The organism is Catenulispora sp. EB89 (genome assembly GCF_041261445.1).
Taxonomy (GTDB): Bacteria; Actinomycetota; Actinomycetes; order Streptomycetales; family Catenulisporaceae; genus Catenulispora.
This window is the reverse complement of sequence record NZ_JBGCCU010000002.1, coordinates 97,321-123,113: the sequence shown is the minus strand read 5'-3', so window position 1 is coordinate 123,113 and position 25,793 is coordinate 97,321. Positions and strand designations below refer to the sequence as shown.

21 protein-coding genes are annotated in these 25,793 nt (G+C 72.0%); 11 read left to right on the top strand and 10 right to left on the bottom strand.

Annotated features, from left to right (window positions below):
* Positions 1 to 6: 6 nt before the first annotated feature.
* Together cydD and ABH920_RS04150 are read left to right on the top strand one after the other, a co-directional pair.
* Positions 7 to 3,771 (top strand): thiol reductant ABC exporter subunit CydD, encoded by a 3,765-nt coding sequence (gene cydD / locus ABH920_RS04155; RefSeq protein WP_370346954.1) that lies wholly within the window; start codon positions 7 to 9, stop codon positions 3,769 to 3,771.
* Complete coding sequence (locus ABH920_RS04150; protein ID WP_370346952.1) at positions 3,768 to 4,205, top strand: thioesterase family protein; 438 nt, start codon at positions 3,768 to 3,770, stop codon at positions 4,203 to 4,205. Before cydD ends, ABH920_RS04150 begins: the two co-directional genes overlap by 4 nt.
* 12 nt (positions 4,206 to 4,217) lie before the next feature.
* Here the strand turns inward: ABH920_RS04150 and ABH920_RS04145 are convergent, their stop codons facing one another.
* The 4 genes from ABH920_RS04145 to ABH920_RS04130 all read right to left on the bottom strand — a co-directional run bounded on the left by ABH920_RS04145 (position 4,218) and on the right by ABH920_RS04130 (position 8,716).
* Positions 4,218 to 5,075, bottom strand: a complete 858-nt coding sequence (locus tag ABH920_RS04145; protein ID WP_370346950.1) for a class I SAM-dependent methyltransferase — start codon at positions 5,073 to 5,075, stop codon at positions 4,218 to 4,220.
* 88 nt (positions 5,076 to 5,163) lie between these two features.
* The gene (locus ABH920_RS04140; protein ID WP_370346948.1) at positions 5,164 to 5,823 is read right to left on the bottom strand and encodes a hypothetical protein; all 660 of its coding nucleotides are present in this window, start codon (positions 5,821 to 5,823) and stop codon (positions 5,164 to 5,166) included.
* 19 nt (positions 5,824 to 5,842) lie between these two features.
* The gene (locus ABH920_RS04135) at positions 5,843 to 7,522 is read right to left on the bottom strand and encodes an acetolactate synthase (protein WP_370346946.1); all 1,680 of its coding nucleotides are present in this window, start codon (positions 7,520 to 7,522) and stop codon (positions 5,843 to 5,845) included.
* Positions 7,523 to 7,672: 150 nt separating this feature from the next.
* On the bottom strand, positions 7,673 to 8,716 hold the full coding sequence (locus ABH920_RS04130; RefSeq protein ID WP_370346944.1) for an aldo/keto reductase: 1,044 nt from the start codon (positions 8,714 to 8,716) through the stop codon (positions 7,673 to 7,675).
* A gap of 96 nt (positions 8,717 to 8,812) precedes the next feature.
* Here ABH920_RS04130 and ABH920_RS04125 point away from each other — a divergent pair, with 96 nt between their 5' ends.
* Positions 8,813 to 9,685, top strand: coding sequence for a helix-turn-helix transcriptional regulator (locus tag ABH920_RS04125; RefSeq protein WP_370346942.1), 873 nt, complete (start codon positions 8,813 to 8,815; stop codon positions 9,683 to 9,685).
* Here the strand turns inward: ABH920_RS04125 and bioB are convergent.
* From bioB to ABH920_RS04110, 3 genes are all read right to left on the bottom strand, one after another.
* Positions 9,660 to 10,673, bottom strand: a complete 1,014-nt coding sequence (gene bioB, locus ABH920_RS04120; RefSeq protein WP_370346940.1) for a biotin synthase BioB — start codon at positions 10,671 to 10,673, stop codon at positions 9,660 to 9,662. The two genes, ABH920_RS04125 and bioB, sit on opposite strands and share 26 nt — an antisense overlap.
* Positions 10,674 to 10,676: 3 nt before the next feature.
* A complete protein-coding gene (bioD, locus tag ABH920_RS04115) occupies positions 10,677 to 11,423 on the bottom strand; it encodes a dethiobiotin synthase (protein ID WP_370346938.1) in 747 nt (248 codons plus the stop codon).
* A 73-nt stretch (positions 11,424 to 11,496) separates the two neighbouring features.
* Positions 11,497 to 12,306: a GntR family transcriptional regulator gene (locus tag ABH920_RS04110; RefSeq protein WP_370346935.1), complete on the bottom strand. Its 810-nt coding sequence runs from the start codon at positions 12,304 to 12,306 to the stop codon at positions 11,497 to 11,499.
* Positions 12,307 to 12,736: 430 nt separating this feature from the next.
* Here ABH920_RS04110 and ABH920_RS04105 point away from each other — a divergent pair, with 430 nt between their 5' ends.
* From ABH920_RS04105 to ABH920_RS04075, 7 genes are all read left to right on the top strand, one after another.
* On the top strand, positions 12,737 to 14,140 hold the full coding sequence (locus tag ABH920_RS04105; RefSeq protein ID WP_370346933.1) for an extracellular solute-binding protein: 1,404 nt from the start codon (positions 12,737 to 12,739) through the stop codon (positions 14,138 to 14,140).
* Positions 14,141 to 14,269: 129 nt separating this feature from the next.
* Positions 14,270 to 15,238 carry a carbohydrate ABC transporter permease gene (locus ABH920_RS04100; RefSeq protein WP_370346931.1) on the top strand — a complete coding sequence of 323 codons (969 nt, stop codon included), beginning with the start codon at positions 14,270 to 14,272 and terminating at the stop codon, positions 15,236 to 15,238.
* Complete coding sequence (locus ABH920_RS04095) at positions 15,238 to 16,125, top strand: carbohydrate ABC transporter permease (RefSeq protein ID WP_370346929.1); 888 nt, start codon at positions 15,238 to 15,240, stop codon at positions 16,123 to 16,125. Before ABH920_RS04100 ends, ABH920_RS04095 begins: the two co-directional genes overlap by 1 nt.
* A gap of 14 nt (positions 16,126 to 16,139) precedes the next feature.
* Positions 16,140 to 17,924 (top strand): glycoside hydrolase family 3 protein, encoded by a 1,785-nt coding sequence (locus tag ABH920_RS04090; RefSeq protein WP_370346927.1) that lies wholly within the window; start codon positions 16,140 to 16,142, stop codon positions 17,922 to 17,924.
* Positions 17,925 to 17,936: 12 nt separating this feature from the next.
* Entirely contained in the window at positions 17,937 to 18,986 is a 1,050-nt protein-coding gene (locus ABH920_RS04085; protein ID WP_370346925.1) for an SIS domain-containing protein, read from the top strand.
* A 187-nt stretch (positions 18,987 to 19,173) separates the two neighbouring features.
* The gene (locus ABH920_RS04080; RefSeq protein ID WP_370346923.1) at positions 19,174 to 19,692 is read left to right on the top strand and encodes a SigE family RNA polymerase sigma factor; all 519 of its coding nucleotides are present in this window, start codon (positions 19,174 to 19,176) and stop codon (positions 19,690 to 19,692) included.
* The gene (locus ABH920_RS04075; protein ID WP_370346921.1) at positions 19,685 to 20,578 is read left to right on the top strand and encodes a hypothetical protein; all 894 of its coding nucleotides are present in this window, start codon (positions 19,685 to 19,687) and stop codon (positions 20,576 to 20,578) included. The genes ABH920_RS04080 and ABH920_RS04075 overlap by 8 nt, the downstream gene beginning before the upstream one ends.
* A gap of 322 nt (positions 20,579 to 20,900) precedes the next feature.
* On the opposite strand, the gene nagA is transcribed toward ABH920_RS04075, so the two are convergent.
* The gene (gene nagA / locus ABH920_RS04070) at positions 20,901 to 22,109 is read right to left on the bottom strand and encodes an N-acetylglucosamine-6-phosphate deacetylase (protein WP_370346919.1); all 1,209 of its coding nucleotides are present in this window, start codon (positions 22,107 to 22,109) and stop codon (positions 20,901 to 20,903) included.
* 35 nt (positions 22,110 to 22,144) lie between these two features.
* On the bottom strand, positions 22,145 to 23,317 hold the full coding sequence (locus ABH920_RS04065) for an 8-amino-7-oxononanoate synthase (RefSeq protein ID WP_370346917.1): 1,173 nt from the start codon (positions 23,315 to 23,317) through the stop codon (positions 22,145 to 22,147).
* Positions 23,318 to 23,449: 132 nt separating this feature from the next.
* On the opposite strand from ABH920_RS04065, the gene ABH920_RS04060 reads away from it, so the two are divergent.
* On the top strand, positions 23,450 to 24,976 hold the full coding sequence (locus tag ABH920_RS04060) for a histidine kinase N-terminal domain-containing protein (RefSeq protein ID WP_370346915.1): 1,527 nt from the start codon (positions 23,450 to 23,452) through the stop codon (positions 24,974 to 24,976).
* Positions 24,977 to 25,232: 256 nt separating this feature from the next.
* Here ABH920_RS04060 and ABH920_RS04055 read toward each other — a convergent pair whose 3' ends face one another.
* Complete coding sequence (locus tag ABH920_RS04055; RefSeq protein WP_015796260.1) at positions 25,233 to 25,484, bottom strand: WhiB family transcriptional regulator; 252 nt, start codon at positions 25,482 to 25,484, stop codon at positions 25,233 to 25,235.
* Positions 25,485 to 25,793: the final 309 nt, after the last annotated feature.

Sequence of the window (25,793 nt, the reverse complement as noted above, 5' to 3'; positions counted from 1 at the left end):
CTGCTGATGCTCGATCGGCGGCTGGCGCGGGAGGCCGAGGCGGTCCGTCCGTGGGTGGCGCTGTGCGCGGTGCTCGGGACGCTGTCGGCGCTGGCGGTGATCGGGCAGGCGTGGGCGCTGGCTTCGCTGATCGCTGTGGGGTTCGCGCGGGCGGCGGCGGGGGTGTCGGCTCCGGCAGCTTCGGTCTGGCCGTGGCTGGCCGTCCTGGGTTGCTGCGTCTGCGCGCGGGCGGCGCTGTCCTGGGCGACGGAGACGGCGGCGTTCCGGGCGTCGGCGTCGGTGAAGTCCGCGCTGCGCCTGCGGCTGGCCGCGCACCTGATGGCGCTGGGCCCGCGCTGGCTGGCGACGCGCAAGACGGCCCCGCTGGTGACGCTGGCGACGCGCGGGGTGGACGGCCTCGACGACTACTTCGCGCGCTACCTGCCGCAGGTGGTGCTGTCGGCGACGGTGCCGGCCGCGGTCTTGGCGGTGCTGTTCGCCGCGGACTGGGAATCGGGCGTCGTTGTCTTGGTGACGCTGCCGTTGATCCCGCTGTTCCTGTGGCTGGTCGGCGTGGCGACGCGCACGCACGTGGAGCGCCGCCGGCGCGCCCTGGATGTGCTGGCGGGGCACTTCCTGGACGTGGTCGCGGGTCTGCCGGACCTGCTGGTGTTCGGCCGCGCGCGGGCGCAGGCCGCCGCGATCCGCCGCGCGACGGACGAGGACCGGGCGGCGACGCTGGGGACGCTGCGGGTGGCGTTCCTGTCGTCGCTGGTGCTGGAGCTGGCCGCGACGATCTCGGTGGCGATGGTCGCGGTGGGGGTCGGGCTGCGGCTGGTGGGCGGGACGCTGGACCTGCGGACGGGGCTGCTGGTGCTGATTCTGGCGCCGGAGGCTTACTGGCCGCTGCGGCAGGTGGGGGCTTTCTATCACGCGAGTGCGGAGGGGAAGGCTGCCGCGGGGGAGGTTTTGGGGGTTTTGGAGACGGCTCCCAGCGCTTCTGCTTCTGCTCCTGCTCCTGCTCCATCGCTTGCTCCTGCAGCTGTTCCGGTCCCGAGCCAACGATCCTCGGACGCCCCCGGCGGCATCGATATCAACAACCTGACAGTTTGCTACCCGGGCCGCACCGAACCCGCACTGTCGAACTTCTCACTGACCGTCGCGCCGGGGGAGTGCGTGGCCCTGGTCGGGGCATCGGGCGCGGGCAAGTCGACGGTGCTGAAGGCGCTGCTGGGCTTCGTGGAGGCGTCGTCGGGCTCGGCGACCGTGGCACCCGCGGCCGGACCGGTGGCGTGGCTGCCGCAGCATCCGTACTTGTTCGCCGGGACGGTGGCGGAGAACGTGCGCCTGGCCCGCGCGGAGGCATCGGACGCGGAAGTCTGGGCAGCGCTCCGGTCGGCAGCGGCAGCGGACTTCGTCGCGGCCCTCCCGGGCGGCCTGTCAGCCCGCATCGGCGAAGGCGGCCACGGCCTGTCGGCAGGCCAACGCCAACGCCTCGGCATCGCCCGAGCCTTCCTCGCCGACCGCCCGGTCCTCCTCCTCGACGAGCCCACGGCATCCCTGGACGCAGCCGCCGAAGCCGAGGTCGTGGCCAGCATCCGCACCCTGATCAAAGGCCGCACCGCGCTCGTGGTGGCACACCGCACAGCGCTGGCGGCACTCGCGGATCGCGTGGTCCCGGTCGGCCCCGCCACGAACGACCGCGAACCATACCCCCCTCAGGCCGAACTGTTGCCCGCCGCCGCACCATCAGCATGCGACCCCGCCGCTGCGCAACCTCCGCAGCCCGCCCCCGGCCGCCACCGCCACCCCACCGCGCGCCTCGCCCTCGCGGCGGCCCTCGGCGCCGCCGCGCTGGCCTCCGCGGTCGGCCTGACCGCCACCTCCGCGTGGCTCATCTCGCGGGCGGCGCAGCGGCCTCCGATCTTCGACCTGATGATCGCCATCACGGCCGTCCGCGCCCTCGGCATCGGCCGCGCCGTGTTCCGCTACGCCGAGCGCCTGGTCGCGCACGACGCCGCGTACCGCATCCTCGGCGACCTGCGCGCCCGCACCTACGACCGCCTCACGCGCCAGGCTCCGGGGCGGCGGCGCGGCGAGTTGCTGGCGCGCTTCGTGGCCGATGTCGACGCGGTCCAGGACCGCTACCTCCGCTTCCTGCTGCCGGCGATCGCGGCGACGACGGCCGGCACCCTCGCGGTGGCGGCGCTGGCGCAGGCACTCCCGAGCGTCGCGGCGATCACGGCGCTCGGTCTGATCGTCGGCGGCATCGCGATTCCCGTGGCGGCGGCGCGCACCTCAGCCAAAGCCGACCAGCACGTGGCGCCCGCGAAGGGCCACCTCACGACCGAACTCCACGACTTGCTGCGCGGCGCCCCCGACCTGATCGCCGCCGACGCGGTCCGGCCACGCCTCGCCCGCATCAACGCCGCCGACCACGATCTCACCGCCACGGAACGCCGGTCCGCCCGAGCACGCGGCATGGGTACCGGGCTCGCCGTCCTGGCTACAGGCACGACGGTCTGGGGCGCTGCCTACGCCGCGCTGGAGGCTCTGCACGGGAGGTCGGCGGGGCCAGCGGGCCAAGTCGGCGCGACCGCTGGTGCCGCTGCCGGTCAAGCTGCCGCGACCGCCAGCCAAGCTGCCGTCGCCGCCGGTCATGCTGCTGCCGCGACTGCCGGTGCCGCTGCTGGTCAAGGCGCCGCGACCGCTGGTGCCGCTGCCGGTCATGCTGTTGCCGCCGCGCCTACCGGCCACGCCGCCGCTGCCGCCGCGCCTACCGGCCACGTCGCTGCTGCCGCCGCGCCTACCGGCCACGTCGCTGCTGCCGCTGCGACTGCCGGTCACGCCGCCGCGACCGCCAGCCACGCCGCGACCGCAGCCGCCCTCCCCGCCACGCTCCTAGCCGTCCTCATCCTCACTCCATTAGCCCTCGCCGAGGCCACCGCCGGCCTCCCCCAAGCCCTCCAGCACCTCCGTCGCGCCCGAACCGCCGAGCGCCGCGTCCGCGAAGTCCTCGCGGCTCCCGACGCCGTCCGCGAGCCCGCGCAGCCGGTCCCGCTGCCCGCGGACCACACCATCCGCGTCCGCAGCCTCAGCGTCACCTGGCCCGGGCGCGAGCAGCCCGCCCTCCGGGACTTCGACCTCGACCTCGCTCCCGGCCGCAAGGTCGCCGTCGTCGGCCCCAGCGGCTCCGGCAAGTCCACCCTCATCAGTGCCCTGCTCCGCCTCGTCGACCCCGATACCAACTCCCCGATCACCCTGGGCGGCACCCCCACCACCGCCCTCCGCGCTGAAGAAGTCCGCCGCGTCATCGGCCTCTGCGCCCAGGACGCCCACGTCTTCGATAGCACCCTGCGCGAGAACCTCCGCCTCGCGCGCCCCGGCGCCACCGCATCAGACCTCGAAGACGCCCTCACCCGCGCCCGCCTCGCCGACTGGGTCCGCACCCTCCCCGCGGGCCTCGGCACTTTCGTCGGCGAGCACGGCGCCTGCCTCTCCGGGGGCCAGCATCGGCGCCTCGTGCTGGCCCGCGCGCTGCTGGCGGACTTCCCCGTCCTGCTCCTCGACGAGCCGACCGAGCACCTCGACCCCGCCACCGCCGACGCGCTCCTGCGCGACCTGCTCGCGTTGCCGAAGACCACGCTGCTCGTCACGCACCGGCTCACCGGGCTGGAGCACGTCGACGAGATCGTCGTCCTGGACGCCGGCCGCGTCGTCGAACGCGGCAGCTGGTCGGAGCTCATGCGCCGGCGGGGCGCCTTCCACAGCCTGTGTAGGGTCTACGCGTGACCGAAGCACACGGAGCCCACGACGCCCACGATGCCGGCGGGACCCCCGAAACCCCCGCCGCCGAAGCCGCCCCGCTCCAAGCGCAAACCACCCTCCACGTCACCGAAGCCGACACCGCCCGCGCCGTGGGCTCCGGCGACCTCCCCGTGCTGGGCACCCCGCGCCTCATCGCCCTCGCCGAGCAGGCGACGGTCGTGGCCGCCGCGCGGCTCCTGGCCGAAGGCCAGACCACCGTCGGCACCCGCATCCGCTTCGACCACGTCTACCCCACGCCGGTCGGCGGTACCGTCACCGCCAGCGCTGATCTCGCGCACCGCGACGACCGCCTCCTGCGCTTCACCGTGGCCGCGCACGACGCCGACGGCCGCCTGGTCGGCGAGGGCGAGATCACCCGCGTCATCGTCAACGCCGAACGGTTCATGGCGAAGCTGTGAGCGGCTCGGACATCAGAGCTTTGGTGTCTCACCCGCCGCGGGCTTGGAAGCCCGCAAAGAGAACATCAGCGGCACCCGAGGCTGCCCCTCCGGCAGCCGGTAGACCTCGTCCCGCCGCTCCAGCGTCCGGAACCGCGAGAACAGCGTCATGTCGAACTCGTGCAGGAACTCCAGCCGCAGCCCCGCGCCGATCAGGGCACTGACGATCTCCCCGATCCCGTGGTAGAACTCCACGCTCACGTTCTGCTGCGTCCGCGCCTCGAAGTCCGCGTACGTCCCGGGCTCGTCCCACACCTGCGGCGACCGGTCGAAGTAGTCGTACGCGACCGTCCGCCCGGCCTCGTCGTCCAGCGTGTTCCCGAACGGATGGAACTCCGACACGTACAGGAACCCGCCCGGCTTCACCATCGACGCCGCGACCCGGGCCCACCGCTCGATGTCCGGCAGCCAGCACAGCGCGCCCTTGCCGGTGTACACGACGTCGAACTGCTCCCCGCCGAGCGCCTCGGCCGCGTCGTAGAGGTTCGACGTGACCCACCGCGAGTCCGTGACGCCGATCCGCTCCGCCAGCTTCGCCGCGGCCTCCATCGCCGGCGCCGAGAAGTCCAGCCCGGTGACCGCCGCGCCGTGCCGGGCCCAGCCCAGCGTCTCGGTCCCGATGTGGCTCTGCAGGTGCAGCAGGTGCTTGCCGCGCACGTCCCCGACCTCGGCGAGCTCGAACGGCTCCAGCGTCTCCCGGCCCGCGGCGAACGAGTCCAGGTCGTAGAACCGGCCGTCCACGTGGATCGGCACCCGCTCGTCCCAGTTGGCCCGGTTGTACTCCAGCCACTTCTCCGGGTCCGGCTGCGGGGCGGTCGTCTCAGCGCTCATGACACCCGACGCTAACCCGTGCGTCGCCGGTGCTCAACGGGAATACGGCGCGTCGCCGAAGCCGCAAAAGACCCACCCGAGCGCCCCCTCACCCAGACCACGCAGCCCGAGGATCCGGCCGGTCCAGATTCCAGTGCCGCCCCACCCCGGAGATCCAGTCCGCCAGGTTCCCGTCCTTGTCCCGGGGCCGCAGCACGAACCGGCAGATGCTGCTCTGCCCGCCCTCGTGATCGCTGTACAGGATCTCGACGGTGAACACCCGCCGCTCCTTGATCGCCGCCTCCATCGCCGCGTACTGCGGGTCGTCGGCGTCGCGCAGCGCGGCGTGCCAGTAGCCGATGTCGTGCGCCGGGATGAACAGGTCGCGGATCATCCGGCGGTAGTCCTGCGGCGCCGTGTGCTGGTCCTCCGGCCCGCGGCGCTCCTCGGCGACCGCCCAGCCCTGCAGCACCGCCAATCCCGCGCCGGCGTTGCGCACGGAGATCGCGAAGTAGATGACCCCGTCCACGATCTCGGCGTAGCCCCGACCCCCGCTCACCACGGCCCAGTGGTCGTCGGCCCAGAAGATCTTCTCGTCGCGGTCGGTCAGCCGCGAGTTCAGCAGCACCGGCCGCAGCCCCACCAGCACCGCCCGCTCGGCGGCGGCCGCGGCGCGCGAGGCCGAGCGCACCGACTTCAGCGTGGCCGCCGCCAGGATCACCGTGGTCCCGGCGGTGGCCAGCGAGGATATGGTCACCCAGTCAGTCACGCGCTGGAGGCTACAGAACTCACAGCCCCGTGGTCGATCGCGGATAGGCGATTGCCTGGTCGGTGGCGATGTTGACCAGGTACGGGACGCCCGAGGCGAAGGCCCGGTCCAGGGCCGGCCCGATCTGCGCCGGGTCGGTGACGAACTCCCCGCCGCCGCCGAGCGCCTGTACGACCTTGTCGTAGCGCGCGTCCGGGTTCAGGTCGGCGGCGACGTCGTACCCGTACAGCGCCTGCATCGGGTGCTTCTCCAAGCCCCAGCACGCGTTGTTGCCCATCACCATCACCACCGGCAGCCCGTGCCGCACCAGGGTGTCCACGTCCATCAGCGAGAAGCCGGCCGCGCCGTCGCCGAGCATCAGGACCACCTGCGACGTCGGCCGCGCGAGCCGAGCGGCGATCGCGTAGCCGAGGCCGGTGCCCAGACAGCCGTACGGGCCCGGGTCCAGCCAGCAGCCCGCGCGCCCCGGCTCCACGAACCGGCCGGCGAAGGAGACGAAGTCGCCGCCGTCGCCGATCACCACCGCGTCGTCGGCCAGGCGCGGCAGCAGCTCGCCGTAGATGCGGGCCGGGTGGATGGGATCCGAGGCCGCGGTCAGCAGCTCCTGGTCGGCGGCGATGGCCGCGGATGCCTTGTCCCGCAACGTGTTCAGCCAGTCCGCGTACGCCCCCGGCTTCGCCGACCCACGCCAGGACTCTGCGATGCCCTCGAACGCCGCGGCCAGATCCCCGGCGGCGCTCGCCGCCAGCCCGATGTGGCCGCTGACCTGCTCCGGGGAGTCGACCAGGTGCACCACCGGCGCGAGCGGGCTGCCGTCCCGTCCGCCGAACAGCCCGTAGCCCAACCGGAAATCCAGCGGCGTGCCGACGACGATCACCAGGTCCGCGCCGCCGAACGCGGCCGAGCGGGCCCGCGTCACCAGCTGGCGGTGGCCGCGCGGCAGGATGCCGCGGCCCATGCCGTTGGTGATGACCGGGACGCCGGTCTCCTCGGCGAAGGCCAGCGCCGCTGCCTCGGCGCCGTCCATCCAGACGTCGGATCCCAGTACCAGCACCGGTTTGGCGGCGCGGGCCAGCAGCTCGCCGATGGCAGCCAGCGCGTCGGGGTCGGGGGCGACGGCCGCGCGGGCCCCGACCGCCGGCAGCGGCTCGGCGTCGACGTCGAACGCGGCCTCCAGCGACAGGTCGAGGAAGACCGGGCCGCGGTGCGGCGCGTCGGCGAGCGCGAAGGCGTCGTCGAGGTCCGCGGCCAGGGTCGCGGTGGTGTGCACGGTCGCCGAGCGCTTGGTCACCGGGGCCAGCAGCGGCGGGTGGTCCAGCTCCTGCAGCGCGCCCTTGCCCCAGTTGGAATCCGCGGCCCGGCCGCCGAGCACGACCACCGGGGAGCCGTTGAAGTGCGCGGTGGTGACCGCCGAGACGCCGTTGGTGATGCCCGGGCCGGCGGTGAGGACGGCCAGCCCCGGCCGGCGCGTCAGCTTGGCGGTGGCCTCGGCGGCGAAGACCGCGGTCTGCTCGTGCCGGACGTCCAGGATCGGCATCGGGGGGTCGGCCTTCACCGCGCCGTCGTAGAGCGAGAAGACGTGTCCGCCGGAGAGCGTGAACATCGTCTCGACGCCGTGGGCTCGGGCCACCTCGACGGAGATCTGGCCGCCGTGCAGCGGCTGCGGGGTTTCGGGCTGTGCTTCGGTCACGGCGGTCACCTGCGGGGGCTCGGGCGGACTGGGGCGAAGTTACGAGTCAGTAGCTTTCCGCCCGCACCTGGCTTCCGCAAGGGTCACCTCACCGCTCGAAGCCGATCCGCAGCACCCGGCGGGGTCTGGTCTCGCAGCTGGGATTCACGCTCCTCCGGGTCACAGACCGATCGCCGCGGCGACTTCGGCCAGGTCCTGCGGGGTCAGCCGCACCGCGCCGGCGTTCACCCAGCCGTCCACCTGCACCCGGGTCCGGGCGCCGACGATCGCGCCGCTGACGCCCGGCCAGGCCAGCGTCCACGCGATCGCGATCTCGGTGACGCTCACGCCGTGCCGCGCGGCGATCGGCTTGAGGGCGTCCGCGATGCGCAGGTTCGCGGCCAGGCCGGAGGAGAAGTCCGGATGCGCGCGGCGCCAGTCCTCGGCCGGCAGGTTCGCGACGCGCTCGGCGGAGAAGGTGCCGGTGAGCAGGCCGGACTGAAGCGGGGAGTAGACGATGACGCCGGTGTCGTGCTCCTTCGCCCACGCGATGTCGGGCGCGGCCGAGCGGTTGATCGCGGAGAACGGCGGCTGGATCGCGTCGACGTGCGCGATGGATTCGGCGACGGTCAGCTGCGCGGCGTTGTGGTTGGACAGCGCGATCGCGCGGATCTTGCCCTCGGCCTTGAGGTCGGCCATCAGCTGCCAGTACTCCTCCAGCGGGGTGTGGTTCGAGGAGACGGAGCCGTCGCCGCCGTCCCCGGCCACCGCGCTCATGGCCTCGCCGGTGTCCGGCCAGTGCACCTGGTACAGGTCGATGCGCTCGACGCCGAGGCGGCGCAGGGAGTCCTCGAGTTCGCGGCGGACGCTGGCCGGCTTCATGGTGCGGATCGGCTGCTGGTGCGGGTTCTCCGGGTCCCAGACCAGACCGACCTTGGTGAAGACGTAGGGCCGGTCGGCGTCGGAGTAGGCCGCGACCGCCTTGCCGACCAACTCCTCGGAGTGGCCGAGGCCGTAGACCGCGGCGGTGTCGATCCAGTTGACGCCGGAGTCGACCGCGTGCCGGATGGCGGCGACGGACTCGGCGTCGTCGGTGGCGCCCCAGCTGTAGGACCAGCCGCTGCCGGAGACGGCCCAGGAGCCGAAGCCGACGCGGGTGATGGTCATGTCGGTGGTGCCGAGGCGGGTGGTGTCCAGTGCCGTGTTCGTGGTCTCGTTCGTCATGGCCATAACGATCCGTCTCGCGCGGCGGCTTACCCAGGACCGTGCGATGCCTAGGCATGGGATGACCAGGATGCGCCGCACATGTTAGGCAGGAGCGTGAGCATCGACAGGCGTGCGGAGTTGGGCGAGTTCCTGCGGTCCCGGCGGGCCCGGCTGAACCCGGCCGAGGTGGGGCTGCCCGACTACGGCGGCCGGCGCCGCGTGCCGGGCCTGCGGCGTGAGGAGCTGGCGCTGCTGGCGGGGGTCAGCGTGGACCACTACGTGCGGCTGGAGCAGGGCCGTACGCTGCAGTTCTCCGAGGAGGTCCTCGACGCCGTCGCCCGGGCGCTCCAGCTGGACGCGACGGAGCGCGAGCACCTGTACCGGCTCGCGCGGCCGTACCAGCCGCAGGTGTATCAGGGGACTGGCAGACGCGAGCCGCAGGAGGTGCGGCCGGGGCTGCGGCGGCTGCTGGAGTCCGCGACCGACGTGCCGGCGTACGTCGTCGGCTTGGGCACCGACGTGCTGGCGTGGAACCGGCTGGCCGCCGCGCTGCTGACCGACTTCGGGACGTTGGCGCCGCACGAGCGCAACCTGGCCTGGCTGATCTGCCACGACGAGGGCTTCCGCGCGGTGTTCGCGGACCCGGCCAAGAAGATGGCGGACGTCGCGGCCTACGTGCGCTTCGACATCGGCCGGCACCCGGCCGACCCGGCGCTCGGCGCGCTGGTCGCGCAGCTGTGCCGGAACCCGGAGTTCGCGGAGATCTGGGCGCGGCACGACGTGCGCGACAAGACACACGGCAGCTACACGTACCGCAACGCGGTCGTCGGCGAGATCACGCTCGACTACGAGACCTTCCGCGCCCCCGACGACCCGGACCAGGCGCTGATCATGCAGACCGTGCCGGAGGGCTCGCCGGCCGAGGCGGCCCTCCAGCTGCTGGCTGCGTGGGTGCAGGCCGTCAGAGCGTCTTCGACAGCTCCTTGATCGGCATCTCCAGCTTCGTCAGCAACGCCAGGTCCTCCTCGGGCGAGCGCCCCAGCGTCGTCAGGTAGTTGCCGACGATCACCGCGTTGATCCCGCCCATCAGCCCCTGCTCCGTGCCCAGGTCGCCGAGGGTGATCTCGCGGCCGCCGGCGTAGCGCAGGATGGTGCGCGGCAGCGCGAGGCGGAAGGCCGCGATCGTCTTCAGCGCCTCCTGCGCGCTCAGCGGTTCCATGTCGCCGAAGGGGGTGCCCGGGCGCGGGTTGAGGAAGTTCAGCGGGACCTCGTCCGGGGTCAGGGCGGCCAGCTGCGCCGCGAACTCGGCGCGCTGCTCCAGGGTTTCGCCCATGCCGACGATGCCGCCGCAGCAGACCTCCATGCCGGCCTCGCGGACCATCGTCAGGGTGTCCCAGCGCTCCTCCCAGGTGTGGGTGGTGACCACGTTGGGGAAGTGGGAGCGGGCGGTCTCCAGGTTGTGGTTGTAGCGGTGGACGCCCATGTCGGCCAGGTCGTCGACCTGCTCCTGGGTCAGCATCCCGAGCGAGGCCGCGACCTGGATGTCGACCGCGTCCTGGATCGCCTTGACGCCCTCGCGCATCTGCTTCATCAGGCGCGCGTCGGGGCCGCGGACGGCCGCGACGATGCAGAACTCGGTGGCGCCGGTGGCCGCGGTCTGCTTGGCCGCCTCGACCAGTTCGGGGATGTTGAGCCAGGCCGCGCGGACCGGGGAGGGGAACAGGCCGGACTGGGAGCAGAAGTGGCAGTCCTCCGGGCAGCCGCCGGTCTTGAGGGAGACGATGCCCTCGACCTCGACCTCCGGGCCGCACCACTTGTCGCGGACCTCGTGCGCCAGCTGCAGCAGCTCCGGCAGCGCCTCGTCGGGGAGCCGGAGCACCCGCAGCACCTGCTCCTCGGTCAGCCCCCTGCCCTCGTCGAGGACCTGGCGCCGGGCCTCGGCGAGGATGTCGAGGTCTTGTTCGGTGGTTGTCATGGTTCAGGCCGCCTTCCGAGGGTCCCAGGTCTGCCGAAATTCTGCCGGATCGAAGGTGCCGCCGAACGCCGGGGCCAGGGCGGCCCGGGCGGCGAGGAGGAACTCGGCCGGGTCGAGCGCGCCGGCGCCCTCGGGGAGCGCGCCGGCCAGCGGGCGGGCGCCGATCGTCTCCAGGTCGCGGATGTTGCTGCGCATCGCCAGGTCGGGGTCGGCGGGCCAGGAGCCCAGCACGATGCCCGCGAGGTCCAGGCCGCGGGCGGCCATCGCCTCCAGGGTGAGCGCGGCGATGTTCAGGGTGCCCAGGTTCGGGTGCGCGACCAGCAGCACCGGCGCCTTGAGCGCGTGCGCGAGGTCGGCCAGGGTGCCGCCGTCCTCGTCGTTGCGGACCAGCAGGCCGCCGGCGCCCTCGACGAGCACCAGGCGGCGGCCGTCGGTGCCGGAGGACCCGTGGGCCAGCTCCGAGATCCGCCGGACGGTCTCGTCGAAGTCCAGCGGCGGCAGGCCCGAGCGGCGCGCGGCCGCGGCGGGGGAGAGCGGGTCCGGGTAGCGGGCGTACTCGTGCAGATCGGTCACGCCGGCCAGCCGCCGGACGGTCGCCAGGTCGCCCGGCCCGTCGGGCGTCACCCCGGTCTGCGCCGGCTTCACGACGGCCACGGAGGTGCCGCGGGTCGCGGCGAGGGTGGCCACGGCGGCGGTGACGACGGTCTTGCCGACGTCGGTGTTGGTTCCGGTTACTACGACGATGGACACGACGCGACTTTACGGGAGGCCGGGGCCCCGACCGCGCGATCGCGGGGTGAGTCGGGTCACGCCCCGGCGCGCGCTACTCGTCGTCCGGCCGCTTCAACCGCGCCACGAACTTGTACCGGTCGCCCCGGTACACCGACCGCACCCACTCCACCGGCTCCCCCTCGGTGTCGATCGAGTGCCGCGACAGCAGCAGCATCGGCAGCCCGGTGTCGGTGCCCAGCAACCCGGCCTCGGTCGGGGTGGCCAGCGCGGTCTCGATGGTCTCCTCGGCCTCGCCCAGGTGCACGCCGTACTCCTCGGCCAGCGCCGTGTACAGCGAGGAGTACCGCCCCAGCAGCTTGCGCAGGTTGGGGAAGCGCTGCTGCGACAGGTGCGTGGTCTCGATCGCCATCGGCTCGCCGTTGGCCAGTCGCAGCCGGCTGATGCGCAGCACCTTCGCCGAGGCCCGGATGCCCAGGCGCTCGCCGAGCTCCACTCCGGCGGCCACGTACTCCATCTCCAGCAGCCGCGAGGTCGGCTCCAGGCCCTGGGCCCGCATGTCCTCGGTGTAGGAGGTCAGCTGCAGCGACTGCGCCACCTTCGGCTTGGCCACGAAGGTGCCCTTGCCCTGGATCCGCTCCAGGCGGCCCTCCACGACCAGCTCGGCCAGCGCCTGCCGGACGGTGGTGCGCGAGGTGTCGAACTCGGTCGCGAGCAGGCGTTCCGGCGGGACCGGGGTGCCCGGGGGCATCGTCTGGGTGAGGTCCAGCAAGTGTTGCTTCAGGCGGTAGTACTTGGGAACGCGCACCGTTTCCAGTGCTGATTCCAGCCCTGATTCAAGCGCCGGCGCCGGCCCTTGCGGGCCCTGCGTCTCCAGAGCGATGTTCGCGGGTTCTGCGGTCATGAACGGCCCCTCCTCGTGGCCCAAAGTGCCATGGACCCGCGTGTGTGTCCAGCCGGGTTGATCTCGGTGCCGACTTTGTTCGGAAACCGGTGTTTACCTGGGGCGGGATTATGTATGTCAGTGCTGGTTGCGTCTTGGTAACGGGTTGGACAACCGGGGTCGCGCTCTCTTGACGACCCCAGTGGTCTATGCCAGTCTCCGGACTGGTCTAAACCAATCGGGAAAGGCGGGGAGGCGCTTCAGGAGGCGCCTTTTCTTCGCAGGAACTTGCCCCGTATTTCCCGACAGCTCGACACCACAACCAGATCCACGAGACCGGGTACACCGATTATCGCAGCACGGGACGGCATCGCTCAGGGTTGCCGTGTCGCGCGGTCGGTCTATCTCCGTTGGTCGCAGTGGGTCGTCCACACCCACCAAGGAGTACGGCATGAGGCGCAAGCTCATAGCCCTGACGTCGGCCGCCGCGGCCGTGGCGCTCATGGCCTCCGCGTGCAGCTCGTCCAAGTCGAGCGGCTCGTCCGCCAACGGCGCGCCCTCGCAGGGCGGCTCGGTCACCGCGACCAACGCCCCGGCGCTGACCGGGCCGACGACCGGCGCGACCGGCGTGAAGCTGAACGTCTGGCTGGTCTCGGACCCCAAGGACAACCCCAAGTGGATGGCGATCATCAACAACGCCACGGCCGCCTTCAAGGCCAAGACCGGTGCTGATATCAACATCATCTGGCAGACCTGGTCCAACCACCTGACGAACCTGGACGCGACGCTCGGCGGCAACGGCGACGTCCCGGACATCGTCGAGCTGGGCAACACCGAGGCCCCGAAGTACGCGTTCAACGGCGCGCTGGCCGACGTCTCGTCGGTGAAGTCGACCTTCGACAACAACGCCACCTGGCTCAACGGCCTGTCCGCGCCCTGCACCCAGGACGGGCACCTGTACTGCATCCCGTACTACGCGGGCACCCGCACCCTGATCTACCGCACCGACCTGCTGACCGCGGCCGGGGTGACCACCCCGCCGACCACCTGGTCGGACTTCACCGCGGCGCTGGACAAGGTCAAGGCCGCCAACGCCTCCAACCCGAACTTCGTCACCTACAACGCCCCGGGCAAGGACTGGTACCAGGTCGGCTCCTTCGTCTACGGCCAGGGCGGCTCGTTCGCGGTCAAGGGCTCGGACGGCAAGTGGAAGGGCAACCTGGAGGACCCCAAGTCCATCTCCGGCCTGCAGCAGTGGTCCGACCTGGTCTCCAAGTACTCCACCGCGGCCAGCCACACCAAGGACGAGTCAGACCAGGACACCCTGTTCGAGACCAGCAACGTCTTCGCCGAGTACGACGCGGCCTGGCACCTGGGTGCCGTGCAGCAGGTGAACCAGAACCCCAACGACCCGAAGTCGCCGCTGGAGGACACCAAGGTCAAGGGCAAGGTCGCCACCATGCCGCTGCCCGGTGTCACCGCTGACAAGCCGTCGCCGGCCTTCCTCGGCGGCTCGGTCCTGGGCATCGCGCAGAAGTCGAAGTACCAGGCCCTGGCCGCGGAGTGGATCCAGGACTACACGAACTCCGCCTCCAACGCCGCCGAGGGCGCGCTGGGCAACCTGCCGAACAACCAGACCGACCTGGCCAAGGCGGTGGGCCCGGCGATCAGCCAGCAGGTGGCCGACCAGGCCGCGTCCAGCTGGTTCACCCCGGTCGCCCCGAACTGGGCCGACGTGGAGTCCAGCAACGTGCTGCAGAACATGGCGGAGAGCATCGCGACCGGCAAGTCCTCGGTCGCCGACGCGGCCAAGGCCGCGGACGACCAGATCACCTCGATCCTGAACAAGAGCTGATCCAGCGCTTCTTCAGGGGTACGGACACCGCCTCCTCGAAGGCGGTGTCCGCGACACCCGGGTGAGTTTCCGGTGGGGGCCGTGCCGCGCACTCGCGGCACGGCCTCTTCAACGAGGTGAGGTGTGCACATGACCGCGGTAGTGGGGAAGGCTGTAGGCCCCCTCGAACCGCCTCCGACGCTGGGCGACGAGCGCCCGCCGAAGCGCCGACGGTTCGAATCGACTCCGTACTTCCTGGTGATCCCGACGCTCCTGGTGATCGTCGTGACGCTGGGGATCCCGCTCTACAAGATCGTGGTGCTGGCCTTCCAGCACCAGACCAAGCGTGAGCTCTACACGAACAAGCCCGGCGACTGGGTCGGGTTCCAGAACTTCTCCGACGTCCTGGGCAGCGCGGACTTCTGGTCCGTGGTCGAGCGGACCTTCGTGGTCTGCGCGGTCCTGGTGGTCCTGTCCATGGCCATCGCGCTGCTGCTGTCGCTGATGATGAACCAGCTGTCCCGCTGGGTCCGCACGCCGCTGATGGCGCTGCTGCTGTTCGTCTGGGCGATCCCGCAGATCGTCGCGGTCGAGCTGTTCGTGTGGTTCACCGACCCGAACTTCGGCGTCATCAACTACATGCTGGACAAGCTGGGCTTCCACGGGTTCAAGACGCACGACTGGTTCGTGGACCCGGTGCAGGGCTGGATCGTCATCATCGCCCTGGTGGTCTGGCAGGCGCTGCCGTTCCTGACCGTGACGCTGACCGCCGGCATGTCGATGGTGCCCAAGGAGCTCGGCGAGGCCGCGCGCATGGACGGGGCCAACCCGTTCCAGGTATTCCGCACGGTCACCTATCCGACCATCAAGCCCCTGCTGATCATCGCCACCTCGCTGTCGGTGATCTGGGACTTCCAGCTGTTCAACCAGGTGTTCGTGATCCGGCAGACCAAGCCGGAGCCGGACTACCAGGTGCTCAGCGTCTTCTCCTACACCCAGGCGTTCGGGCACAGCGACTACGGGCTCGGCGCCGCGATCTCGATCCTGACCATCCTGGCGATGCTCGGGATGATGATCTTCTACGTGCGGCAGATGCTGCGGATCGGAGACGCTGACTGATGAGCGTCGACATCAATCCCGGCCGTCGCCGGACCGTCGCCCCGCGTCCCGGCTCGGGCCGCAAGAAGGGCAAGAAGGCCGCCTGGAACACCCTGGGCATCCTGGTCTTCGTGGTGATGGGCTTCCCGGTCTACTGGATGCTCAACACCTCGCTGAAGCGGCTCAGCGAGTGGCAGAACTACACGCCGCACTTCATCCCCGAGCACCCCACGTTCCGCAACTTCACCGGGGCCTTCCAGGCCTCGAACTTCGGCATCGACCTGTGGAACAGCGTCGTGATCACGCTCGGCGCGGTGGTGGTGTCGCTGGTCGTCGGGTTCTTCGGCGCGCTGGCCATCGCCCGGTTCCACTTCGCCGGCAAGAAGGTGATCATCTTCACCGTCCTGCTGGTGCAGATGGTCCCGCTGATCGTGCTGGTCATCCCGGTGACGCAGACCCTGCAGAACCTGAACATGACCGACACCCTCTACGGCATCATCCTCACCTACCTGGTGTTCTCGGTGCCCTACACGGTCTGGACGCTGCGCGGCTTCATCACCAACATCCCGCGCGAGCTGGACGAGGCGGCGATGGTCGACGGCTGCAGCCGCTGGCAGACCTTCTTCCGCATCATCCTGCCGCTGACCGGCCCCGGCCTGGTCGCGACCTCGGTCTACGGCTTCATCCAGGCCTGGAACGAGTTCATCCTGATCACCACCATCAACCACGACCCCCGCAAGCAGAACATGATGGCCTGGCTGGTCCAGACCGCCACCGGCTCGCGCGGCACCGACTGGGGCGTGCTGATGGCCGGCGCCACGATCACCTCGATCCCCGTGGTCATCCTGTTCCTGGCCATCCAGAAGAACATCGCGACCGGTCTGACCGCCGGCGCGGTGAAGGGGTAGGGGGAACGGCGCGCGTGGGAGAACAACTGCTGCGCGACGCCGCCGCCGTCCTCCAGCCGGGGTTCGTCAACGACGACTCCGGCCGGGTTCCCGACTGGGTGCGTCGCGCCCTGACGGAGGACGGCCTGGGCGGGGTCGCCTACTACGGACGGAACATAGCCGCGACGCCGGAACGCACCGGCGAGCTGTCGGCGGCGCTGCGGGCCGAGAACCCGCACGTGCTGGTCGCGGTGGACGAGGAAGGGGGCGACGTCACCCGGCTGGACGTCGCCACCGGGTCGGCGTTCCCGGGCAACTACGCCCTGGGGTACGTGGACGACCCGGAGCTGACCGAGACGGTCGCCCGGCAGATCGGGCGCTCGTTGTGGCGGGCCGGCATCAACCTGAACTACGCGCCGGACGCGGACCTGAACACCAACCCGGACAACCCGGTGATCGGCACCCGGTCCTTCGGGTCCGATCCGGGCGTGGCGGCGCGCAACGTCGCGGCGTACGTCAGGGGCCTGCAGGGGGCCGGCGTGGCCGGGTGCGCCAAGCACTTCCCCGGCCACGGCGACACCGCGGTGGACTCCCACCACGGGCTGCCGCTGGTGCAGCACTCCGACGAGGAGTGGGCCAAGCACCTGGCGCCGTTCCGGGCCGCGATCGAAGCCGGGGTGAAGTCGGTGATGACCGCGCACATCCTGGCCCCGCGCTACGACCCGGAGTTCCCGTCGACCATGAGCCGCAAGGTCCTGGTGGACCTGCTGCGCGGCGAGCTCGGCTTCACCGGGCTGGTGGTCACCGACGGCATCGAGATGGCCGCCATCGCCGACACCTTCGGGATCGCCGAGGGGACGGTCCTGGCGCTGGCCGCGGGCGTCGACGCGGTCTGCGTCGGCGGCGGGCTGCGCGACGAGTGCGACTACCTGATGCTGCGGGACGCGCTGGTCGACGCGGTGCGCGCGGGCCGGCTGCCCGCCGAGCGGCTGCACGACGCCGCGACGCGGGTGCGGGAGCTGGGGGCGTGGGCCGCCGCGCAGCGTGCGACCGTGGAGGGGACGCACGCTGCCGGGGGTGACGCCGGCGCCGGCAGCTCCTCGGGGGCGGCGTCGGTGTCGGTGTCGGCGAACGGCGTCCCGGCTTCGGCGTCGGGTTCGGGACCGGGTTCGGCTTCGGGCCTGGCCTCGGGTTCGGCTTCGGCTTCGGGCCTGGCTTCGGCCTCGGCCTCGCCGGCGGTCGCGGTCTCGGCTGCGGCCGACTCCGATGACGCCGCGCAGATAGGCCTGACCGCCGCGCTGCGCGCCGTCACGGTCTCCGGCGTCCCGCTGGCCCCGCTGACCGGTCCGGCGTCGATCCTGGAGTTCGTGCCGCTGGCCAACAACGCCGCCGGCAACGCGGTGCCCTGGGGCCTGAGCCCGGTGCTGTCCGAACTCCCGGCCGGCTCCGTGGCCACGCGGTTCGTGGAGCCCGGCTCCGCGACCAGTTTCGCCGGCGACGACGACACCGCCGCCGCGCTGGCCGCGGTGCGCCCGCGGCTCGCCGCCCTCCCGTACACCTCGGCCGGGGTGTCGGAAGCCGTGGCTGCCGCCGCGGGCCGTCCGCTGGTGCTGGTGGTGCGCGACGCGCACCGGCACGCCTGGATGGCCGCCGCCGTGGCCGCCGTGACCGCCGTCCGGCCCGACGCGATCGTGGTCGAGATGGGGATCGCTTACGGTCGGGGGGAGAAGTCCGGCGGGGCGACGCTGATCGCCACGCACGGCGCGGCGCTGGTGTCCGGGCTCGCCGTCGCCCGGCTCCTGACGGAGGGAACGGTCTAGGTGGGCGACGTCATGCCCGGCGAAGCGACGCCCGGCGAAATCATGGCCGGCGAGATCGCCGAACAGCCGGCGGTCCTCGAACGGATCCTCACCGAGGGACTGCCGCGCATCCGCGAGACGGCCGAGCGCGTGAAAGCGGCCCGGCCGCGCTTCGCGCTGCTCACCGCCCGCGGTACCAGCGACAACGCGGCGTACTACGCCAAGTACCTCATGGAGATCGCGCTCGGGCTGCCGGTCGGGCTGACGTCGATGTCGACCACGACGGCCTACCGGGCCGAGCCGGACCTGCGGGACGTGCTCTGCGTGACGGTCTCGCAGTCCGGCGGCTCGCCGGACCTGGTGGCGTACACCGAGATGGCGAAGGCGCGCGGCGGGCTGACGCTGGCCGTCACCAACGTCGCCGGCTCGCCGGTGAACCAGGCCTCTGAGCTGTCTCTGGACGTCCTGGCGGGTCCGGAGCTGGCTCTTCCGGCGACCAAGACGTACACCGCGGAGCTGCTGACGCTGTGGCTCCTGGTGGACGCCCTGCGCGGCGGCGACGGCTCGGCGGCCCGGGCGCTGCCGGAGCTGGCCGCCGCGGTGCTGGCCCGGGAGTCCGAGGTGGTCGACCTGGCGCAGCGCTACCGCTTCGCCTCCCGGCTGGTGCTGACCGCGCGCGGGTACTCGTACCCGACCGTGCGCGAAGCCGCGCTGAAGATCATGGAGACCAGCTACCTGCCGGCCCACGCCTTCTCCGGCGCGGACCTGCTGCACGGCCCGCTGGCCATGGTCGACAACGTCAGCCCGGTGGTCGCGGTGGCGGCCGAGGGCGCCGGCGGCACGGCGCTGGAGCCGGTGCTGGAGCGGCTGCGCGAGCGCGGCGCCGACCTGGTCGTGGTCGGTTCCGCCGAGCACGTCGCAGGCGCTACAGCAGGCTTCGTGCTCCCTTCGGGCGTCCCGGAGGAGCTGGCGCCGATCCTGGAGATCCTGCCGTTGCAGCAACTGGCCTACCACGTGACGATGAGCCGGGGTCTGAACCCGGACGCGCCGCGGGCCTTGGCAAAGGTGACGCAGACACACTGAGCCGCATCTGCTTCCGCATCTGCTTCAGTGGGCCCGGGGCCCGCCGGTCCGACATGACCGGCGGGCCCCGGGTTTTTCTGAGGTTCTTTGAGGATTTCTCTCCTCCGGAGGGAACCCGGGACGGGGCCGGGGCGTGTCCGATCGGTGGCGCCGATCGCCACCCTCGGACGACAAGGGGCGGGATCTGATGGGTTCAGCGAGATCGGAGGCGGACTTCGAGGCGTTCTACAGCGCCTCGTCACGCCGGCTGCTCGGCCATGTGTACGCGATGGTCGGCGATCTGGCCGAGGCCGAGGACGCGCTCCAGGAGGCCTACGCACGGGCCTGGCAGCGCTGGAGCCGGGTGGCCGACTACGAGGACCCGGAAGCCTGGGTCCGCACCGTCGCCTACCGCATCGCGGTGAGTTCCTGGCGCCGGACGGTCAGCAGGCTCCGCGCGCACCGGCGCGGGGCCCGGCCCGAAGCGGAGCCGGGCACCTCGCCGGACCGGCTGGCGCTGGTCGCGGCGCTGCGCGAGATCCCCGCCGACCAGCGGCGGGCGATCGTGCTGCACCACCTGGTGGGCCTGACCGTGGAGGAGATCTCCGCAGAGACCGCCACGCCGACCGGCACGGTGAAGTCCCGGCTGGCCCGGGGCCGCCGCACGCTGGCCGGCCATGTCTCCGAGTACGCCGACGAGAACCAGGAGACGGAGAACTATGTCTGAGTTCGACGAAGCCCTCGCGCGGGCCGTGGAGGACGGCGTCGCGCGCGGCGGGCTGCCCGGCGCCGCGGACGCGCTGCGGCGGGGCCGCAGGCGCTCGCTGCGGGCCCGCGGCGGGGCGGCGGTGCTCGGGGTGGCCGCGGTCGGCGGCGCCTTCGGAGTGACCGCCTCGCTGGGCGGGGCCGGCGGCGGGGTCACGACGGCCGCGGCGGTCACGACGACCGCCACAGCACCGACGACACCGACGACACCGACGACACCGACGACACCGACGACACCGACGACGGCGGGGCACTCGGCCAGTGTGCCCACGCCGGTCACGGAGTCGGCCCCGGCGTCGGCGCACGGCGACGGCTTGCTGCCGGCGCAGCTGTGGCCCTGGTACGACCTGGTCCACTGGAATCCGCAGCTGTCGAACCCGCGCGGCCCCGTCACATCGGTGGGCACCCCCGACCCGGGCTGCTATCAGCCCACTGGCGATACGCCCAAGATGAAGACCTTCCCGGTCACCGGAATGAACATGTGGGCCAACGGATACGACACGACGCACCACGCGGAGGGCATCTACACGGTCTACACGTTCCCCGACGAGGCCACGGCTTCGGCCTTCCTGGCCGACGCCCGGCACGCCGGCACCGCGCCCGGGTGCGGCTCCGGCGCCGCCCAGCCGAAGCCGGTGCCCGGCGTCAGCACCGGCTACGGGTTGTCGTGGCTGTCGCTCCAGCAGGACAGCGGCGTGCGGAACCTGCCGTCGGACACCCATGACTGGGTGGTGCGGTCGGGGAATCGGGTCGCGATGCTGATGGAGAACCAGTTCGGCCCCGCCTTCACGAGCACTGCGGATGACGCGAAGGTCCTTGCCGACATGCAGCAGGCGCTGGAGAAGTAGCGAGAAGCAGCACCGGCACGACGAAGGCCCGCCGATCATCTCGGCGGGCCTTCGCCATGGGGGCGTCTCATGGGGCGCGAGACGCCCCGGCCGCACTTTCCCATGGCTCGCGACTGGCTCGCGACGGGTTCGCGGCGGGTTCGGTGGCCTTCCGGCCCCGGGCCCGCGGCGGTTTCGGCCCCTCAACCTCCACCGCCGCGCTAGCCCGCGGCCTTCTTGGTTCGCCGCCGTCCCGGCCGTCCGGCGAGGCGTGCGGAGCCTCGTCGTGCGTTGCCGCCGGGGGGCGGCCTGGTCGGAAACACCCGTCCCGCGCCTGTCAGGGCTAGGCGGGCTGGTGCTCCCTCGCCAGTCTGTGGGGCCCGTCCGGCGCCTGGGCGCCGGAACCGGCCTCGAATACGCTACGCCCTGCGACCCAGGTGTGCAGCGGGTGGTACCCGTCGTCGAACCACACCAGGTCGGCGCGGGCGCCGGGGGCGATGCGGCCCAGATCGGTCCGGCCCAGCGCGTCGGCGGGCACCCGGGTGGCCGCGACCAGCACCGAGGCCTCGTCCAGGCCGATGCCGACCAGGTTGCGGACCGCGCGGTCCAGGGTCAGCGCCGAGCCGCCGATGACGCCGGCCGCGTCCCGCGGCACGCCGTCCTCGCCGAGGTGAACCTTGATCCCCGACAACTCGTACTCGCCGGGCGGCATTCCGGCCGCCGCTATGGCGTCCGTCACCAGTGCCACCCGGCCGCCGGCCGCGCGCCAGACCAGTGTGCAGATCTCCGGGGCCACGTGGTGCAGGTCGGCGATCAGCCCGCAGGTGAACCGGGAGTCGTACAGCGCGGCGCCGGGGACCCCGGGCTCGCGGTGGTTCAGCGGGCGCTGGGCGTTGAAGATGTGCGTGACCAGGCTCGCGCCGGCGTCCGCCGCGGCGAGCACCTGCGCGGCCAGCGCGTCGGTGTGCCCCAGCGAGACCCGCACGCCGCCCTCGGACAGGCGCCGTACCGCCTCCAGGGCGCCGTCGAGCTCCGGGGCCAGGGTCACCATCGTGACCACGCCGCGGGTGCCCTCGGCGGTCCGGGTCGCCAGGATCGAGCCGACGCGCTCCGGCGTCGGCTCGACCAGGTACCGGGGGTCGTGGACCCCGGGGCGCAGCGGCGACAGGAACGGTCCCTCCAGGTGGACCCCCATCGCCTGCGCGCCCCGCAGGGAGCCGAAGACCGCACCGGCCCGCTCCACCCCCGCGAGCAGGGTCTCCAGCGGCGCGGTGATGTACGTCGGCTGGAACGCCGTCACGCCGGTGCCCGGCAGCCGGTCGGAGACCAGCCGCCAGTCGTCGTCGGAGGCGGTGATGAAGTCGACGCCGAAGCAGCCGTTGGTCTGGATGTCCACCAGACCCGGCGTGAGCACGCCGGAGTCCAGGGTTATGTCGGCCTCGGGCGAAGCGCCGTCCAGCACCTCGGCCACGACGCCGTCGTCGACGACGACGGTGGCGGGTCCCACCAGGCGTCCGTCCAGCAGGACGCGCGGAGCAGAGATGCTGGTCACGAGAAAAGATTGTGGACTAGACCATTTGTGGATGTCTAGACCTGTGCGGGATTCTCCGCGAGTTCGCTCAAGACCGAACGGATCCGGTCGGCCTCAAGGTCGGACAAATCCGCACGTGCCGTCACTCGGAGACGTGATTTTCCGTCCGGGACGGACGGTGGCCGGAAACAGCCGACGTGCAGCCCGCGCTCCAGGCAGAAGTCCCGCGCGGCCACCGCGGCCTCGGGCGCGCCCATGATGATCGACGTCACCGCGCCGCTCGGGGGAGTGGCCTCCAGCCCGAGGGCCAGCGCCAGCTCGTAGATCTCCCACGACCGCTTCCGCACCAGCTCCGGCAGCCCCGGGTCGCGCCGGATCACCCGCAGCGCGGCCAGCGCCGCCCCGGCCGCGGCCGGGGCCAGCCCGGTGTCGAAGATCATCGACCGCGCGGCGTCCACCAGGTGCGCGACCAGCTCGGCCGAGCCCAGGATCGCCCCACCCTGCGAGGCCAGCGCCTTGGACAGGGTGGCGGCCACGATCACGTCCGGCTGTCCGGCGAGCCCGGCGTCGAAAACGGCTCCACGGCCCTCAGGACCGGCCACACCGAACCCGTGCGCCTCATCCACCACAAGGACCGCGCCGTGCGCTCTACAGGCCTCGTGGAGCTCTCTGAGGGGTGCTGTGTCCCCGTCCACCGAGAACAAGGATTCGACGACGACCAGAGCCCGCTCCTCGGACCGGTCCGCCAGGACCCGCGAGACGGCCTCCACATCGCTGTGCGGAGTGACCGTGACCCGGGCCCGCGACAGCCGCGCGGCGTCGATGATCGAGGCGTGGTTGAGGCTGTCCGAGACGATCAGGTCGCCGCGGCCGGCCAGTGCGGTGATGACGCCCAGGTTTCCCAGGTAGCCGGAGGAGAACACCAGGCCGGCCTCCATGCCGGCGTGCGCGGCGAGCTCGGCCTCCAACTCCGCGTGCAGCTCCGTGGTCCCGGTCACCAGCCGCGAGCCGGTGGAGCCGGTGCCCCAGCGCCGCACCGCCTCGACCGCGCCCTCGACGACCTCCGGATGCCGGGTCAGGCCGAGGTAGTCGTTGCCCGCGAGGTCGATCAGCGCCGAGTCGGCGCCGCGCGGGACCAGGGTCCGGCGCAGCCCGGCGGCGCGGCGCTCGTCCGCGTGGCCGGCGAGCCAGGACAGCGGATGCTGGGAAGGCTGGTCGAGGGTGCTCACGAAGCCAAGAGGCTACCCGCCCCCGGCATGGCTCCGGACCTGCCGGAACTTCCAAAACGATCGTGGGGGGCGCTGTCCGGGCCGGCAATCAGTCGTGGGCGCCGGCTTGTGATACCAAGAAGCATGCCGTCCATGAACGACCTGATCCACACGCGGACCGACCTCGACGCGGCCGATCTGGACTGGCTGCACCTGCTGATCGCGGACTGGCAGCTGCTGGCCGACCTGTCGTTCGCCGACCTGGTGCTGTGGGCCCCGCTGCGGACCGAGGGCGGCACCGACCCCGAGCCCGCCCCGCTGGGCGGCCCCGGCTACGTCGCGGTCGCCCAGATGCGCCCGAACACCGGCCCCACCTGCTACACCGCCGACCTGGTCGGCTCCACGCTGCGGCGCGGCGAGCGGCCGATGCTGGACCTGGCCATCGACTCCGGGCGGATCCGGCGCGAGGGCGACCCGGAGTGGCGCGAGGACGTGCCGGTCCGGGTCGAGGCGATCCCGGTCCGCCGCGGGGACCGGATCATCGCGGTGATCTCCCGCAACACCAACCTGCTCGCCGCCCGCACCCCGAGCCGGCTGGAGCTGACCTATCTGCAGACCGCGGCGGACCTCTCGCGGATGATCTCCGAGGGGATCTTCCCCTACCCGGAGTCCCGCGACCAGCAGGACAACTCCCCGCGGGTCGGCGACGGGGTGATCCGGCTCGACGCCGAGGGCGCCGTCGTCTACGCCAGCCCGAACGCGCTGTCCGCCTACCACCGGCTCGGCTACGCCGCCGACATGGTGGGGGAGCATCTCGGCGACCTGACCGCGACCCTGGCCCCGGTCCAGGGCGCGATGGAGGAGGCGCTGCAGGTCGTGGCCTCCGGCCGCAAGCCGCGCGAGGCCGAGGTCGAGGGCAACGGCACCGTGGTCCAGCTCCGCGCCATCCCGCTGCGGCCGCAGGGGGAGCGCACCGGCGCGCTGGTCCTGGTGCACGACGTCACCGAGCTGCGCCGCCGCGAGCGCGAGCTGATCAGCAAGGACGCGACCATCCGGGAGATCCACCACCGGGTGAAGAACAACCTGCAGACCGTGGCCGCGCTGCTGCGCCTGCAGGCCCGGCGCATCGAGGACGGCACCGGCCGGGCCGCGCTGGAGGAGGCGGTCCGCCGGGTCGGCTCGATCGCACTGGTCCACGAGACGCTGTCGCAGACCCTGGACGAGCAGGTCGACTTCGACGAGATCGCCGACCGGGTGCTGGAGATGGTGGTGGACGTCGGCGCCGGCGGTCCGGGCGGCCCCGGCGGGGTGAGCGTGCGCTCGCGCCGCGTGGGGCGCTTCGGCATCCTGTCCGCGCAGATCGCCACCCCGCTGTCGATGGTGCTGACCGAGGTCCTGCAGAACTCGCTGGAACACGGCCTGGCCGACCGCGGGGGATCGCTCGAGGTCGAGGCCCGGCGCTCCGGTCCCCGGCTCAGCGTGGTCGTCACCGACGACGGAAACGGGCTGCCGGCGGGTTTCGACGCCGCCACGGCCGGGAACCTCGGACTTCAGATCGTCAGAACACTTGTGCACGGCGATCTGAAGGGCACCTTCGATCTCCGGCCGGCCCCCAGCGGCCGGGGCGCGGTCGCGGTGCTGGACTTGGAGGTCGGCGAGGTGCCTCAGACGAAGAGCTGAGGGGCGTCTCAACCGAAGAGCTGAGATTGGGCGAGAGGGGCTACCCGGGGGCGCAACAGAGTGGTAACAGGACTCCGCTACGCTATGAGCGGATGCACCGGAGAAAGACCCCGGGAAAACCAACAGAGCGGCCCTGTGGGACCGCTCAGTCTCGGCGTCCGTACTGCGGTCCAAGACCGCCGCAGTACGGAGATACGTTTGAAGTTGTCGTGCGGTCGTGCGAGAGCTTGCCGGGGGTGGAAAGCCGAGGGCCTGGTCAGGCCATCCGGCTGCGGGCCCGCGCGGCGCGACGCTTCAGCGCGCGACGCTCGTCTTCGCTCATTCCGCCCCACACGCCGGCGTCCTGGCCGCTCTCCAGAGCCCACTGAAGGCACTGGTCGACCACGTCACAACGGCGGCATACGGCTTTGGCATCTTCGATCTGCAGCAACGCGGGCCCGGTGTTCCCGATGGGGAAGAAGAGCTCTGGGTCCTCGTCACGGCAGGCAGCGCGGTGGCGCCAGTCCATGGGGTCCACTCCTTCGGTTCAGTCGTGTACGTGTGTTTGCTCGTCCGCCGGCACGGAAGCGGCGACTCGACCAGGTCCCCCACGGCCCTGGCGGGTCCGGTCGCGTCCGGTGTGCCGGTTACTACCGCCACAACGCCGGACGCGGGTGTCCGGTCACTGTGGGTCCTGCTGTTGTACGTCTTCTGTACGGCTCTACCTGTGTGGCGGCGGGCCCGCCACTGGACGACCGCCGCGCGGGTTCCCCGTTCCGACGTCCACCTTGTGAATGTGAACGCTTTCACTAGTAACCCCGGCGATCGGCGACCACTC